The sequence below is a fragment of the Nostoc sp. 'Peltigera membranacea cyanobiont' 210A genome, from assembly GCF_002246015.1.
Classification (GTDB): domain Bacteria; phylum Cyanobacteriota; class Cyanobacteriia; order Cyanobacteriales; family Nostocaceae; genus Nostoc.
Window position 1 is genome coordinate 1,106,263 of record NZ_NOLJ01000001.1, and the last position, 14,130, is coordinate 1,120,392.

At 43.0% G+C, this 14,130-nt stretch carries 13 protein-coding genes and 1 pseudogene; 10 read left to right on the forward strand and 4 right to left on the reverse strand.

Features of this window, described 5'->3' with window-relative positions; all coding sequences use genetic code 11:
• Positions 1-124 precede the first annotated feature (124 nt).
• From CDG76_RS04585 to CDG76_RS04595, 3 genes and pseudogenes are all read left to right on the forward strand, one after another.
• A complete protein-coding gene (locus CDG76_RS04585) occupies positions 125-1,183 on the forward strand; it encodes an ABC transporter substrate-binding protein (protein ID WP_094347842.1) in 1,059 nt (352 codons plus the stop codon).
• Positions 1,180-2,925 (forward strand): sensor histidine kinase, encoded by a 1,746-nt coding sequence (locus tag CDG76_RS04590; RefSeq protein ID WP_094347843.1) that lies wholly within the window; start codon positions 1,180-1,182, stop codon positions 2,923-2,925. Before CDG76_RS04585 ends, CDG76_RS04590 begins: the two co-directional genes overlap by 4 nt.
• Positions 2,926-2,966: 41 nt before the next feature.
• Positions 2,967-3,089: pseudogene (locus CDG76_RS04595) on the forward strand (element excision factor XisI family protein); the annotation flags it as partial.
• A 103-nt stretch (positions 3,090-3,192) separates the two neighbouring features.
• On the opposite strand, the gene CDG76_RS04600 reads toward CDG76_RS04595, so the two are convergent.
• Together CDG76_RS04600 and CDG76_RS04605 are read right to left on the reverse strand one after the other, a co-directional pair.
• Positions 3,193-3,795, reverse strand: a complete 603-nt coding sequence (locus CDG76_RS04600; RefSeq protein ID WP_094347957.1) for a Uma2 family endonuclease — start codon at positions 3,793-3,795, stop codon at positions 3,193-3,195.
• Positions 3,796-3,899: 104 nt separating this feature from the next.
• Entirely contained in the window at positions 3,900-4,682 is a 783-nt protein-coding gene (locus tag CDG76_RS04605) for a pentapeptide repeat-containing protein (protein ID WP_094347844.1), read from the reverse strand.
• Between the two features lie 189 nt (positions 4,683-4,871).
• Here CDG76_RS04605 and argB point away from each other — a divergent pair, with 189 nt between their 5' ends.
• Positions 4,872-5,768, forward strand: coding sequence for an acetylglutamate kinase (gene argB / locus CDG76_RS04610; protein ID WP_094347845.1), 897 nt, complete (start codon positions 4,872-4,874; stop codon positions 5,766-5,768).
• Between the two features lie 119 nt (positions 5,769-5,887).
• On the opposite strand, the gene CDG76_RS04615 is transcribed toward argB, so the two are convergent.
• Positions 5,888-6,286, reverse strand: coding sequence for a hypothetical protein (locus CDG76_RS04615; RefSeq protein ID WP_094347846.1), 399 nt, complete (start codon positions 6,284-6,286; stop codon positions 5,888-5,890).
• A 170-nt stretch (positions 6,287-6,456) separates the two neighbouring features.
• On the opposite strand from CDG76_RS04615, the gene CDG76_RS04620 reads away from it, so the two are divergent.
• The 3 genes from CDG76_RS04620 to CDG76_RS04630 all read left to right on the forward strand — a co-directional run bounded on the left by CDG76_RS04620 (position 6,457) and on the right by CDG76_RS04630 (position 9,291).
• Entirely contained in the window at positions 6,457-6,999 is a 543-nt protein-coding gene (locus tag CDG76_RS04620; RefSeq protein ID WP_094347847.1) for a tetratricopeptide repeat protein, read from the forward strand.
• A 375-nt stretch (positions 7,000-7,374) separates the two neighbouring features.
• Entirely contained in the window at positions 7,375-8,277 is a 903-nt protein-coding gene (locus CDG76_RS04625) for a DUF3153 domain-containing protein (protein ID WP_094347848.1), read from the forward strand.
• A 396-nt stretch (positions 8,278-8,673) separates the two neighbouring features.
• Positions 8,674-9,291, forward strand: coding sequence for an FMN-dependent NADH-azoreductase (locus tag CDG76_RS04630; protein WP_094347849.1), 618 nt, complete (start codon positions 8,674-8,676; stop codon positions 9,289-9,291).
• 155 nt (positions 9,292-9,446) lie between these two features.
• On the opposite strand, the gene pdxH is transcribed toward CDG76_RS04630, so the two are convergent.
• A complete protein-coding gene (gene pdxH / locus CDG76_RS04635) occupies positions 9,447-10,091 on the reverse strand; it encodes a pyridoxamine 5'-phosphate oxidase (protein WP_094347850.1) in 645 nt (214 codons plus the stop codon).
• Between the two features lie 127 nt (positions 10,092-10,218).
• On the opposite strand from pdxH, the gene CDG76_RS04640 reads away from it, so the two are divergent.
• The 3 genes from CDG76_RS04640 (at position 10,219) to CDG76_RS04650 (ending at position 14,032) form a co-directional block, all read left to right on the forward strand.
• Positions 10,219-11,313 (forward strand): AI-2E family transporter, encoded by a 1,095-nt coding sequence (locus CDG76_RS04640; RefSeq protein ID WP_094347851.1) that lies wholly within the window; start codon positions 10,219-10,221, stop codon positions 11,311-11,313.
• Between the two features lie 316 nt (positions 11,314-11,629).
• The gene (locus tag CDG76_RS04645) at positions 11,630-12,460 is read left to right on the forward strand and encodes a segregation/condensation protein A (protein WP_094347852.1); all 831 of its coding nucleotides are present in this window, start codon (positions 11,630-11,632) and stop codon (positions 12,458-12,460) included.
• Positions 12,461-12,862: 402 nt separating this feature from the next.
• On the forward strand, positions 12,863-14,032 hold the full coding sequence (locus CDG76_RS04650; RefSeq protein WP_094347853.1) for a sugar phosphate nucleotidyltransferase: 1,170 nt from the start codon (positions 12,863-12,865) through the stop codon (positions 14,030-14,032).
• The last annotated feature ends 98 nt before the right edge of the window (positions 14,033-14,130 follow it).

A 14,130-nucleotide genomic window follows, 5' to 3' on the forward strand; every position in this document is an offset into this window, starting at 1 on the left:
GGATAACAGCTTGTACTTATTCCAGCAGTTTTTTTGAACATTTTTCCATAGAATGTTATACCCACTATATTTTTGGGAACTCTTAACATTGAGTACAGTTTTCCCAAAGTTAGATTGGTAAGTCATGAAAGTTGCCCAGATTATTGACACATTAAGTATCTGGTGGAAGCAAAATTTGAGGTTAGGTATCAAGCCTGCCTTTTTTTGTTTATTTGCGATCGCCCTTTCCCTGACTTTTGTGATCAATGCCTGTAGTCTTGGGCAAAACCAATCTCCCAAACCGCTCCGGGTGGGAATTACAAGCTGGGTAGGATTTGACATTGCACTTTATGCCCAACCCTCACATATCTTCAAGCAGCGCGGGCTAGAAGTTGAGTTTGTGCGATTTGATAACCAGCAAGATTCCAGCCGGGCTGTTATGCAAGGAAGATTAGATGCAGCATTTGTCTCCCTCTGGGATGTGATGCAGGTTGATCCGGGCAATGGTAAACCCGTGGTGTTAATCACAACAAATATTTCTGCTGGAGCTGATGGGATTGTTGCCAAGACAGGAATTAAATCGCTGCAAGAGCTACGCGCTAAACGAGTAGGAGCAAAGTTAGGAACCGTCAACCATTTAATTTTGCTGGAAGCTCTAAAAGCCCATCAAATTAAACCCTCTGAAGTTCAAATTCTGGATTACTCCAATGAAGTAGCAGCCCAGAAAATTGGCACAGGTGAGATCGATGCTGCTGTGCTATGGGAACCGATGCTAGGAGAAACAGCGAAGAGCATCAAGGGCAATGTGATTCACACCACAAAACAAGTAGACAGTCTGGTGATTGATATCTTGATGTCCAGTGACAACATGATGAAAGCTAAAAAAGCGGAACTAAAGCAATTCATGCTGGCATGGTTTGATGTAATGCACGCAGTTGAAACCCTGCCGACAGAAGTATTTAACGCAGTTGGAAAAAAACTAGGACAAAGTGGTGAGTCTTTTGCCAGTGATTATGCTGGGCTAAAAAAAGGAGATATTACTTTGAACAAGCGGATGTTTGCAGCAGATGGTCGTCTCAATTCAGCAAAAGCAGAAATTGTCCAACTTCTCCAAGCAGATCCGCGTCATGGTCGGGTGATTCGGCAAGACGTAGAGATAGATCCAACCCTTGTCAATGAAGCAATGGCAGAATGGAAGTCATGAGCCAGAAGTTATCTAAAAGTAATTTATCCCATCAACTACTGATGGGTTTTGGCATTTCTCTAGCAACAGTCGGCTTAACCACATTGGGATTGAACTTCTTCTTGATTCAATCAAAGCTAGAGCAAGAACTAGAACAACGTGCCCAATCGATTACCCAGGGGGTTGGGTTTTCCACGGAAGGATTAATCGAACTAGGGAATAGAAGCATTATCAAGCGAGTGGTACAAAACTACGCTACACTACCAACGGTCGTGGAGGTGGCGATCGTTAGTCCCAATGGACAAACCCTGGCTCGGAGTGGAGACGCATTACAAAATCCGCCCTATGCTTCGATTCATCCAGAATTGACTCAAGTATTAGAACAGGTTTCTCAAACGGGTTCAGAAACGAGTTTGAGAACCACAATTGATGGTAAGGCCGTATTAGTAGAAATTTTGCCCTTTAGCAGCACCATGTTTGGTCAGGCAAACCGACGCGGAATGACGATCGCCATTCTTGATGTCGAAGAACTACAACAGCAAGCGTGGAAAACCTTCTCTACCTCTACCTTTACCCTACTCGTTGGGATGTCAGCGATTCTAGCACTGATGACGGTGATGATTCAGCGATCGGTCTTACATCCACTCCAACGTTTGAATAAAGCCGTTACTGACAGTCAAAGCATTGACCATTTTGTTATGCCCACTGGATTACCAGATAACGAAATCCAATTCCTTGCCCATACGATTCAAGCAGCTGCTACACGAGTAGAGGCATACCAGCAACTTGAACAAGAAGTTGCACAGCGCAAACAAGCAGAAGCCGCTTTATTGGCATCAGAAGCGCAATTACGGCAGCAAGCCCAAGATTTAGAGAAAGCAATCCAAGACTTGCAGCAAGTTCAAATGCAAATCATTCAAAGTGAAAAAATGTCTGCTTTGGGCAATCTGGTGGCTGGCGTTGCCCACGAAATCAACAATCCAGTCGGTTTTCTTAAAGGTAGCCTCAGTAACGCAACTGAATACGTCCAAGATTTGCTGAACCATTTGCACCACTATCAACAAGCCTATCCTAATCCCTCATCTAATATTCAAGACCATGCAGAGGAGATTGACCTGGAGTTTTTAGCTGAAGATTTGCCGAAACTGATCTTGTCTATGAAAGGGGCAACAGATCGAGTTGGGGATATCAGTACCAGCTTGCGGACGTTTTCCCGATCAGACACAGAGCATCCAGTGCAATTTAATTTGTATCAAGGACTGGATAGTACCCTGCTGATCCTCAAATATCGCCTGAAAGCCAATGAGTTACGTCCAGCGATTGAGGTCGTGCGATTATACGATAAGATTCCTACGATCACTTGTTTTTCTGGGCAGCTTAATCAAGTGTTCATGAATATTCTGGCAAATGCGATCGATGCTCTGGAAGAATCGAATCAAAGGCAAAGTTATGAATATCTCAAACAACATCCAAATCGAATTACGATCAAAATAGGACTAACAGAGGATCAACAATCAGTTATTGTCCGAATTAAAGACAATGGAATTGGCATGACAGATGATGTCAAGCAAAAAATATTTGAGCATTTGTTTACCACCAAAGGAGTTGGCAAAGGAACTGGATTAGGCTTGGCGATCGCTCGTCAAGTAATTGTTGATAAACATCATGGCACTCTGAATTGTATTTCTAGTCCAGGCAATGGCACAGAGTTCATCATTGAAATTCCAGTTCAACAGGCTGCGTATCAAGTGAAAGCGGCATAGGATTATCAAATCAGTACTCCGGCATTTAGTCTTGTAATTTTCAGAATTTAGCCGATCGCAATCCAGCAGAGGAATTAGTGATGATGGGAGTACCGCGAGAGGATATTGTCTTGGGTTTGCAAGCTCCATATAAGCGTCACTATACAGATTATGGCGTAGCGTAATGCGATCGCTCCTCGAACAACGAACACGACTTTACTCTCAGCGAATACTTGGAGCAATTCCTAACGTTCTCAAAACACAAGTTTCTCATTAGGAAGACTCAAATTACCAAATTTTGGTCATTCGTAGGATAAACCCTGGTAATTCTGGATTACCCGTAACTGCTTCGGGATTATCCAAAATTTCAACTTCTCGATTCGGACGGTAAATGTAGACTTTTCGATTTTGCCGATCGATTAACCAGCCTAATGATGCACCGTTATCGATGTACTCCTGCATTTTATCTTGTAATTTTATCAGGCGATCACTGGAAGAACGTAACTCAATTACAAAGCTGGGACAAATTGGTGCAAATGAAGCTTTTTGTGCATCTGTTAAGATATTCCAGCGCTCCAGTTCAATCCAAGAAGCATCAGGGGAACGCATCGCTCCATTGGGTAGTGTAAAACCTGCACTGGAGTCAAAGCCTATGCCAGTGCCATCTTGTTCTGTCCAATACCCAAGCTGTGCAGCAATGTTAAAGTTACGGTTGCCCGTATCTGAAAAAGCTGGTGGCATAATGATGACTTCCCCATTGGCAGTACGCTCAATTCGCAAATCTCCATTAGCTTGGCAAAACTCATAGAACTGCTCATTTGTCATCTGCACAAGGGAGGGGAAATTTACCGTTAGGGGTGTGCTTTCAGTTTGAATTAGCAGCGTGGTCATTTTCATTCCCTAGCTTCAGGCGAATGATTTCAATTCTAGAGGTTTGAAGGGGCGATCGCTGTTATGTTGTGTCGGGTAATCTGGCGGCAGTGATTTATTTAGTATCAGTTATTCCGAACACTACCATCAGGCATAATAGTTGTACTGAATATTGCTCCTTCCAGATTTGCACCATCTAAAATCGCGCCTTCCAAATTGGCATTAGTTAGATTAGCATTACTAAGGTTTGCATAACTTAGGTCAATATACTTTAAAATTGAATTACTTAAGTTTGTGTTAGATAAATTAACTCTACTTAAATTAATTTTTGTGAAAAAGATATTAGATAGATTTGCACCCGACTCAAGATATATAGCTTTTGATAAATCACTCCCATTAGGAAAAATAGTTTCTGAGTTATAAAATGCTCCTACTAAATTGGTATTAGTCATGATGCTATAGCTAAGATCAGCATTCCTTAAATTAGCACCACCTAAAGAAGCCTTAGTAAGGTTAACACCTATTAAACTTGCACCTTTTAAATTTGCATGACTTAAACGAGTATTGCTAAGATTAGATTCATTAAGGTTTGCACCGCTCAAATTAACATCATTCATGTAAAGACCGCTTAAGTTAGCTCTACTTAAATTAAGAGAGTGTAAATCTCTGCAAGATAAAAGATATTTGTGATGTCCAGATAAATTTACTCCAGAGATAATTGGGATAGCTTGAGATAAATCAACATTTGCAGGAAAAATTGTTTCTGCAAAATTTAATAATTCTTTACCTGGAACACCATGAATTTGCAAACCTACTAAAGTTCGGGCAAACTCCAGCACTCGATATTGCAAGTCTTCAGGCATCACTTTTAATTCTTCAATTAGCCGATCAAGAATCGGTGTATCCATATTTTTCCTGATAATTTTCGATTTTGGTTGCTAGTCCTTCTTTTATAGATTTTCACATTTCTGAGACTAACTAAACAGCTATGGCTTATCAGTACAAACATACTCAACTTTGGCATCAGAGATTGTGACGAGTTACAAAGTCTTCTACACTGACTGAAATAGGTTTTAACTCTCTCTGTTAGGCTCCTCATGACGGACAACGATTCTGAATACATCAGGCAAGATGAAGCCACTCGTGTGCGTGTATTAAGCGAAGCACTACCTTATATTCAACAATTTGCCGGTCGCACTGTTGTTGTCAAATATGGCGGCGCAGCGATGAAAGATAGCACACTCAAAGACAAAGTTATCCGCGACATTGTATTCTTATCCTGCGTGGGCTTGCGTCCGATTGTAGTCCACGGCGGTGGCCCAGAAATTAACAGTTGGTTAGATAAACTGGGAATCGAACCACAATTTAAAAATGGTCTGCGAGTCACTGATGCCGCGACAATGGATGTGGTGGAAATGGTTTTAGTTGGTCGAGTTAACAAAGAAATTGTCTCCCTGATTAACCAAGCTGGTGGATTGGCTGTCGGACTTTGCGGTAAAGACGGTAATCTATTTACAGCCCGTCCCCAAGGTCAAGAAGGCATCGGTTTTGTGGGGGAAGTCAGCAATGTGAATATCAAGATTTTGGACACCCTCGCTAGCAATGGCTATATTCCGGTAGTCTCTAGCGTCGCCGCAGATGAGACGGGGCAAGCTTATAACATTAACGCCGATACTGTAGCTGGAGAAATAGCCGCAGCACTAGGAGCAGAAAAGTTAATTTTACTGACCGACACTAGTGGAATTTTAAAAGATTACAAAGACCAATCTACTTTGATTCCGAAAGTAGATATCCGCGAAGCCCGCGAGTTGATTGCTAATGGTATAGTCAGTGGTGGGATGATTCCCAAAGTGAGTTGTTGTGTGCGATCGCTTGCTCAAGGAGTTCGTGCAGCACACATCATTGATGGTCGCATTCCCCACGCCCTATTACTAGAAATCTTTACTGATGTTGGGATTGGAACGATGATTCTCGGTTCGCAGTTTACGTCGTAGAGGCAGGGGAGGCTGGGAAAATGATTTGTAACTGTAATTTTGGGTAAATTAAAACTCGTTTTTTACTTGTGGACGAGTATTTGATATTCACCTCCCCTGCTCCCCTGCCCCTCTGCTTGCTAACGGGGATAGGTAATAATAACCCGCGATCGCCCGCCGCTAAATGGTGTACGACGCCATGAATTATTGATAATTACCGGATTAACTAGGGTTGAATCTCGAATTATGGGATTAATCAGGGTGGAATTTCTGATGTTTTGCCTTACCTGGGGATAGGAATAATCGCGGTAATGATTGCGTTGTATCATTAGTCCCGTTGTTGGGTCTACAGGCATAGGCATGGGAATCGGACTACCATAAATAAAGGAACCCACAGAAGGCGACGATCGCCTGACTCCATAACCACCATCAATCCCGAACGCACGCTGTGCGGAAGCTGGAGCAACGCTTACACCCATCACTGCTAAAGTCATACCTGCTAAGAGCCAATTCAGTTGCGAATGCTTGATTTTCAACATAATTTTGCTCACCTGCATTTGATACCGGAATTTTTAATTAGAAAATAGTCGCAGCTACTTACTTAAAATTTTAGAAGTTTATCCACTTTCAGATTGCCAGCTTTTGAAAAGATTCCAAAAAGATTGCTGGCATTGGCAAAATGAAAATAGTGCTAATTTTTGTATAAGACGTGAGTACAGAAAGTTTAGAAATTGCTAAAACCCGCTACCAGACTGGGAAAATTGCCTTTGAGAATGGGCAATACCGTGAAGCCGTAGAAAATTTAGAAAAGGCCAGCGCTCTGTTAGCTCGTAATTCTCGCCTTGGGGGCGAAGTAGAAATTCATCTAGTGACAGCTTATGAAGCGGCTGGACGCACGGATGATGCGATCGCTCTTTGCGAAAGACTCAAACGCCATGCCCATTTTGAAATCAGCAAACAAGCGCGGCAGATGCTTTATATCTTAAAAGCACCAAAGCTGAAAAGACCAAGCGAATGGATGACCGAAATCCCCGATTTGGGTGCATTAGCCGATAATGAACTCAAAATTTCTGTACCTGCTAAGTCTCCAAAATCTTCTGTCCAGCAAAAGCCTAAACCTGCCGAGCCAGAATTTGTTGACCTCAGTCAGGTCAATACCAGAGATAATCGCTTTATCTGGGTGGCGCTAATTGCCATTGGTTTAACCATCTCGTACTTGGTTTGGTTGAATTTTTCAGGAACTCCTGGCTGATAACAATTTTGGATTGGGGACTGGGAAGATTTGAATGAAGATTCAGATCCGAATTGTACTAAGAAAAGCCCAAAGGCTTGTGTCGTCTTGTTCCCAGCCTGGAGGCTGGGAATGTATTTAAAGTGGGCTTCTGCCTCTTGTCAAGAAGATCGGAGGCGGCAGCCCTCCCAGAATGGGTTCCCTGCCTAGAGGCTTGTTCCAGTCAGAGCAAGGGCTGTATGTATCTTTTCTTAGTGCCATTCGATTCAGATCCAAATCTTACTCATATTTTCTTACCCAGTCCCAGAGAAATCAAAATGGTATTCCAGGAATCTCAAACAATACTAAGAAGTCAAGATTGGTTAAAAAGTTTGACTTTTGGGGAGATTTATAGTTATGAATTCTTCAATTTTCGGAAAGATTTTCTTGTGGTTAGTCAGACCGTTTAGTTTTGTGTTGGCAAAGATAAAATTTCTCTCACCACTGAATGGTCGAAATCGAATGAACCGGGTCTTTCCCATGCGAAATCCTATTCTGTGGCTCGTGCTATTAACATCTTTGCTACTGACTGGCTGTGTGAAGTACGATGTAGGGCTTAATTTTGACAACTCAAATAGTGGCGAACTAGTACAGCATATTAAGTTGGGAGAACGGCTAACGAGTTTTAGTGGCGATTCTGTGTACGAATGGTTAAAGAGCATAGAACGCCGCGCCCGTCAACTTGATGGTAAAGCACAGCGAGTTTCCCAAGAAGAAATCATCGTGACAATTCCTTTTAGCAATGGTAGGGAATTGCAAGAGAAGTTCAATGAATTCTTTAACTCCCGTGCGAATCAACCCTCTGAGTCTGTACAGAACGAATCTGGCTCAGAACTGCCGAAAATTGAATCAAACGTCCTCTTGGAGCAGAATAATTTTTTACTTTTAGTCCGAAATCGGTTAATTTATGATTTGGATTTGCGATCGCTCTCTCTAATTGCCAGCAAAGGTAATGTTCTGGCGAATGCTGGTTCAATTCTCGATTTGGAATTTAGCTTGAAGACTCCTTGGGGAGCCAAAAATATTCAACTAACTGAAACTGCGATTGAGCCAGAAAAAAATGGCAATCAATTAGTGTGGAAACTCCAGCCTGGAGAGCTAAACCACATAGAAGCTGTTTTCTGGCTTCCCAGTCCCCTTGGTATAGGTGGGTTGTTAATTATCCTGTTTGTTTCGGGAGGATTGTACTTGAGATATAATTTCATGCCAGATCCAAGAATTCAGTTTCCTCCCAAAACAGCAGCAATCCAGGAACAGTAGACTATTTATCTGTTGAATCTTGTTAGCGAAGCCGATGCATTTTCCATCGGCTTTTCTACCTTTTTCCCAGCTTTTTGTAAAAATGAGTCATAGCGAATTAGCCAAAGAAATTGTTCGTGTTTCCTATTTTAAAGGCGAGTTTCGGTTACGTTCTGGTCAGATATCTGACCATTACTTTGATAAATATCAGTTTGAATTTAATCCTTTATTACTGAAGCAAAGCATCAAGATTTGTAGAAGCAGACATCGATAAGTTAGCCAAAATTATCCAATACTTACTTTATGGTAACTACTTTACTTTAGTAACTAATTACTTTTAGTATCTAATGTAATGCTTTGAAATAGAGACTCAAAAAAAGTAAAAGCAGTAAATCCTAGTTAATCAGGAGATATTTGGTGGTAAACATTCTACATATTGATTCCAGCCCCCGTGGTGAACGATCGCACACCAGAGAACTATCTAAGGAATTCGTCAGTGGTTGGAAAGCAGCACATCTCGAAGATGCGATCGCCTATCGAGATATAGGGCGTCACCCAGTTCCTCACGTTGATGAAGCTTGGATTGCGGCGGCATTTTCACCACCAGAAACCCATACCCCAGAATTAACCGAGGCACTTAGGATTTCTGACGAACTGGTTGATGAGTTTTTGGCAGCCGATCGTTACGTCTTTGGAGTGCCAATGTACAACTTCAATATACCTTCCACTTTTAAGGCTTACATTGACCAAATTGTTCGCGCTAACCGGACTTTTGCTGTAGATGCTCAAGGTTTTAGAGGGTTAGTCGAGGGCAAAAAAGCAGTTATCATCACAGCTCGCGGTGGTGACTTTAGCCCGACATCTCCTTTCGTTGCCTATGATTTCCAAGAACCCTACCTACGGGCAATTTTCGGCTTTATTGGGCTTACAGACATTCAATTTATTAACGCTAACAGCCTGAATGAAGGTGATGCCCGTACCCAATCTCTATTAGAAGCAAGGGCAGCAATTCAAGACGCGATCGCCCAGTGGTAAGAAGGGCAGAGGAGACATGGAGAAAAGACAAGGGGGACAAGGGGGACAAGGGGGACAAGGGAGAATTATTGAACAAGTTTCTCCCTTGTCTTCTCTCTCTTCCTTGTCCCCCTTGTCCCCTTGTCTCCTCTGCCCCTCTGCCCCCTACCTCTTCTTCAGGGTGACAATCGCTCAATTTTCCAAGTGCTATTATCTAAACGGCTATAGAGTAAGCGATCGTGCAGACGGCTAGGGCGTCCTTGCCAAAACTCAATTTCTGTAGGGATAACTCGTAAGCCTCCCCAATGAGGCGGTCGAGGAATCTCCTGATTTTCATATTTGCTCTGGAATTTCTGCACGCGTCGCTCAAGAACTTCTCGGCTTTCTATCACCTCGCTTTGATTAGATACCCATGCACCCAAGCGACTTTTGGCAGGGCGACTTTCAAAATACTGGTCAGATTCAGTTTCGGAAACTTTCTCCACATACCCCGAAATTCTGACTTGACGTTCCAGTTCTGCCCACCAAAAGACTAAAGCCGCCTGGGGATTTTCTGCTAGTTGTTGTGCTTTGTGGCTGTTGTAGTTTGTGAAGAAGGCAAAGCCCCGTTCATCAAAATCCTTGAGCAGCACCATTCTAGCTAAGGGCTTACCGTCTGGTGTGGCTGTGGCAATAGTCATGGCATTGGGTTCGGGGAGTTGTGCTGCTAGAGCCTGATCGAACCATTTTTTAAATTGGATAAAAGGATTGAGTTCTACTTCGAGTTCGCTTAAACCTTCCAAGGTGTAGTCTTTGCGAAGGTCAGCTACCGTTTTGTCCATTGTGATTTGTTTCCTTGCTATCAGATACGCTTATATATATCTTTGTCAAAAATATCTATGATGATAATCAGTGCCATCAAGAATTTTACAAATTCTCTGAATAAATATCTAAAATAGGTTGCCTCAGATGCGCCGTTCAGCCTCCCTTCAACGCTTGTTAATTTATGGTCTGAGCGGTCCGATTATCGCTCTCAATGTCTGGCTGCTGTCTGTGCTTTTTCGCTATTTCCAGCATCCTATTACCGTCTTGCTCATTGCAGCGATTCTGGCTTTTCTCCTAAATTACCCGGTTAAGTTCTTTGAACGTGCCCAGATCACCCGCACTCAGGCGGTGATCGTAGTTTTACTGGCAACATTAACACTGCTTGGGATTTTGGGCGTCACCCTAGTACCGTTGATTATTGACCAAACAATCCAACTGTTAAATAAGATCCCTGATTGGTTAACCGCCAGTCAAGCAAACCTAGAGCAGTTTGAGATGTTGGCAAAGCAACGACGTTTGCCAGTCGATCTGAGGGTTGTAAGCAGTCAAATCAATGCCAACATTCAGAATGTGGTGCAACAGCTAGCTTCTGGTGCAGTGGGATTTGCTGGCACACTGCTGTCAGGATTACTTGACGTAGTGTTAGTTATCGTGCTTGCATTTTATATGCTTTTATATGGCGATCGCGTCTGGCATGGTCTGATCAATCTTTTGCCTTCTAACATTGGAGATCCCCTCACCACATCCTTGCGCCTAAACTTCCAGAACTTCTTCCTCAGCCAATTATTACTAGGATTGTTCATGGTGCTAACCCTGACACCAATTTTCTTAGTGATGAAAGTGCCCTTTGCCCTGTTGTTTGCCATATTAATCGGTATCTCAGAACTTATTCCCTTTATTGGGGCATCTCTGGGTATTGGTCTGGTGACAATTTTAGTACTACTGCAAAATTGGTGGTTGGCAGTTCAAGTTGCGATCGCGGCAATTCTCATGCAGCAGCTTAAAGATAACTTGTTAGCTCCCAGGTTACTCGGCAATTTTATCGGACTGAATCCCATCTGGATTTTTGTGGCTATTTTGATGGGATTTGAGATTGCTGGGTTGTTAGGGACACTTGTTGCTGTTCCCATTGCTGGTACCATTAAAGGCACTTTCGATGCTATTAAGAGCGGTAAGAGCGGTAAGCCGAGTGATTTTGTCTCAACTGTCACTATTGGTCACGATCCGCCCCCTGATTAAGGTAGCAGAAGCACAGGGGAGACAAGGGGACAAGGGGACAAGGGGGAATTCTTGAACAAGTCTTTCCCCTTGTCCCTAATTCTCCTTGTCCCCTTTTCCTCTTCCCCGCCCAATGCCCAACTCAAAAGTTGCACAATCCAATATCACAATTCACAATGGTGATCGATTACAAATTTTAGAGGATACTGGCAGCAGGCGATTTCTGAGTAAAAGAAGCACAAGCGAATTTATACAGTACACGCTTTGCCAATAGTCAATTAGTTTAGTGTTGAATTTACAGTATTTTGATTCTAATTAATTAACTTAGAACCTGTTGATGGAAGCTTCCGAGCTGTTAGAAACAATCACATTTTTGATTTACCAAGCCGAGCAGGGGGAAATTGATCCTTGGGATGTCCAAGTGATTGAGGTGATTGACCGCTATTTAGAACTGATGGCACCAGGGGCAATAACAAGAGGCTATGAAGCCGACTTGTCTCAATCTGGACAGGCATTTTTATCAGCATCAATGTTGGTATTATTTAAAGCCAATACCTTGATGCAATTGTCAACAGTCGGAGATGCACAAGATGGTATAGAAGATGATGCCCTCTTAGAAGGTGAAGACGGTGTATTACATCAGGGTCATCGTCTACCATTAGAACGGCAATTGCGTCGTCGTCCAGCCGCAATGCCGCCACCAAAGCGCCGGGTGACTCTGCAAGAGTTAATCGAGCAATTGCAGATTATGGCGAACCAACTGAAACTGGTAGAAAAAGTCAGCAAACCTATCCGTCCCAGGCGTCAACCTAGCGTCCAAAGTATGCGGGAGGCGCTGGAGTTAGCTCACCAAGAAAATCTGACAGAAGTCGCTGGAGAACTGGAGCAGGTGTTGAAATTGTCGGCAAGAGAGCTAAGTTTAGAACACAATTGGGTGAATTTAGAACAACTTGTAGAATTGTGGACTAAGACAAAGCTTTTCAAGCAAAATGGGTCTGGACACGAGTCTGAACACAGTAACCTAGTTAGCGTTTTCTGGGCACTACTATTACTCTCGGCTCAATCGAAGGTAGAGCTATTTCAAGAGGATTTTTATCATGAAATTAAAATTCGCTTAATTAGAGATTCAGATCATATCGGCAAGCCTTTTGAGAATCCGATGAACTAAGTCCATGAAGAGTGCTGAGTGCTGAGTGCTGTTAGCGTCAGCGGGGCGTTTAGCCCGTGCTGAGTTGAAAGGAGTCGAAGTGAAGCAGGAAGCAAAGTGAGTCCTTGGCATCAAGATTTCAGGCTGACTTGTGAGAAAAATAGGAATTTATTTTATGGGATTTTCCTCCTGGTTCCAGGATAGCTGCTGCCTACATTGTCATAGATTTTTGATTCAGCCCCAAAATCCGAGTAAATTGAAAAGATAAGCGATCGCTTGTCATCTAAGTATACCGATGGTTGTAATAACCACTAAATTCCTGTTATCCCTATTCTGGGGGATGACTTAGAGAAGAAATAAAAACTGATGATTAAGTATCACTCGATGAAAGTAAACTGGCTTGTGGTTGAGGGATAAATTTTTATGAAAGCGATGATTCTCGCGGCTGGCAAGGGTACTCGCGTGCGTCCGATTACCTATACAATTCCCAAACCAATGATTCCCATCCTGCAAAAGCCAGTGATGGAGTTCTTGCTGGAACTGTTACGCCAACATGGATTTGACCAAATTATGGTCAATGTTAGTCACTTGGCTGAGGAAATAGAAAACTATTTCCGTGATGGTCAGCGGTTTGGGGTGGAGATTGCCTATTCCTTTGAAGGAAAAATTGATGACGAGGGTAAACTGGAGGGAGAAGCAATCGGTTCTGCTGGAGGGATGCGCCGCATCCAGGACTTCTCACCGTTTTTTGATGATACCTTTGTGGTTTTGTGCGGTGATGCTTTAATTGACTTGGATTTAACTGCGGCTGTTAAATGGCATAAATCCAAAGGAGCGATCGCTACCATTATCACTAAATCTGTCCCCAAAGAAGAAGTTTCTAGCTATGGTGTGGTTGTGACTGACGAAGATGGTCGTGTCAAAGCTTTCCAAGAAAAACCTTCAACTGAAGAAGCCCTCAGCACCAACATCAACACAGGTATTTATATCTTTGAGCCAGAGGTTTTTAACTATATTCCCTCTGATGTTGAATATGACATTGGTAGCCAATTATTTCCCAAATTGGTAGAAATCAAAGCCCCCTTTTACGCCATTCCGATGGACTTTGAATGGGTAGATATTGGTAAAGTCCCAGACTATTGGCGGGCGATTCGTGGTGTGCTGCTGGGTGAAATCAAAAATGTGCAAATTCCTGGTCATGAAGTCGCCCCTGGCATCTACACGGGCTTAAATGTCGCTGTCAATTGGGACAAAGTGGATATCACAGGCCCCGTTTATATTGGCGGTATGACGAGAATCGAAGACGGAGCTAAAATTGTCGGACCAGCGATGATTGGCCCCAATTGTTGGATATGTAGTGGCGCAACAGTAGATAACAGCGTGATTTTTGAATGGTCGCGCTTGGGCCCTGGAGTCCGGTTAGTCGATAAACTGGTATTTGGACGTTATTGCGTAGATAAAACTGGCGCTGCGATTGATGTTCAAGCTGCTGCTTTAGACTGGCTGATTACCGACGCTCGTCAGACACCACCATCACATACCCCTGTTGAGCGACAAGCGATAGAGGAATTGTTGGGGACGAACGTAAGTTAGGGACTGGGTATTGGGGACTGGGTATTAGCTATTAGGTATTGGGAAAAACTTTCCTATCTAGTCCCCATTCTTTACTCTTTTTTAGTCCCCAGTCCCCA

Coding starts and splice junctions, on each gene's coding strand:
- CDG76_RS04585 (WP_094347842.1), top strand. CDS start 125: ATGAAAGTTGCCCAGATTATTGACACATTAAGTATCTGGTGGAAGCAA.
- CDG76_RS04590 (WP_094347843.1), top strand. CDS start 1,180: ATGAGCCAGAAGTTATCTAAAAGTAATTTATCCCATCAACTACTGATG.
- CDG76_RS04625 (WP_094347848.1), top strand. CDS start 7,375: ATGAATTCTTCAATTTTCGGAAAGATTTTCTTGTGGTTAGTCAGACCG.
- CDG76_RS04650 (WP_094347853.1), top strand. CDS start 12,863: ATGAAAGCGATGATTCTCGCGGCTGGCAAGGGTACTCGCGTGCGTCCG.
- CDG76_RS04600 (WP_094347957.1), bottom strand. CDS start 3,795: ATGACCACGCTGCTAATTCAAACTGAAAGCACACCCCTAACGGTAAAT.
- CDG76_RS04605 (WP_094347844.1), bottom strand. CDS start 4,682: ATGGATACACCGATTCTTGATCGGCTAATTGAAGAATTAAAAGTGATG.
- pdxH (WP_094347850.1), bottom strand. CDS start 10,091: ATGGACAAAACGGTAGCTGACCTTCGCAAAGACTACACCTTGGAAGGT.
- CDG76_RS04640 (WP_094347851.1), top strand. CDS start 10,219: ATGCGCCGTTCAGCCTCCCTTCAACGCTTGTTAATTTATGGTCTGAGC.
- CDG76_RS04645 (WP_094347852.1), top strand. CDS start 11,630: ATGGAAGCTTCCGAGCTGTTAGAAACAATCACATTTTTGATTTACCAA.
- argB (WP_094347845.1), top strand. CDS start 4,872: ATGACGGACAACGATTCTGAATACATCAGGCAAGATGAAGCCACTCGT.
- CDG76_RS04615 (WP_094347846.1), bottom strand. CDS start 6,286: ATGTTGAAAATCAAGCATTCGCAACTGAATTGGCTCTTAGCAGGTATG.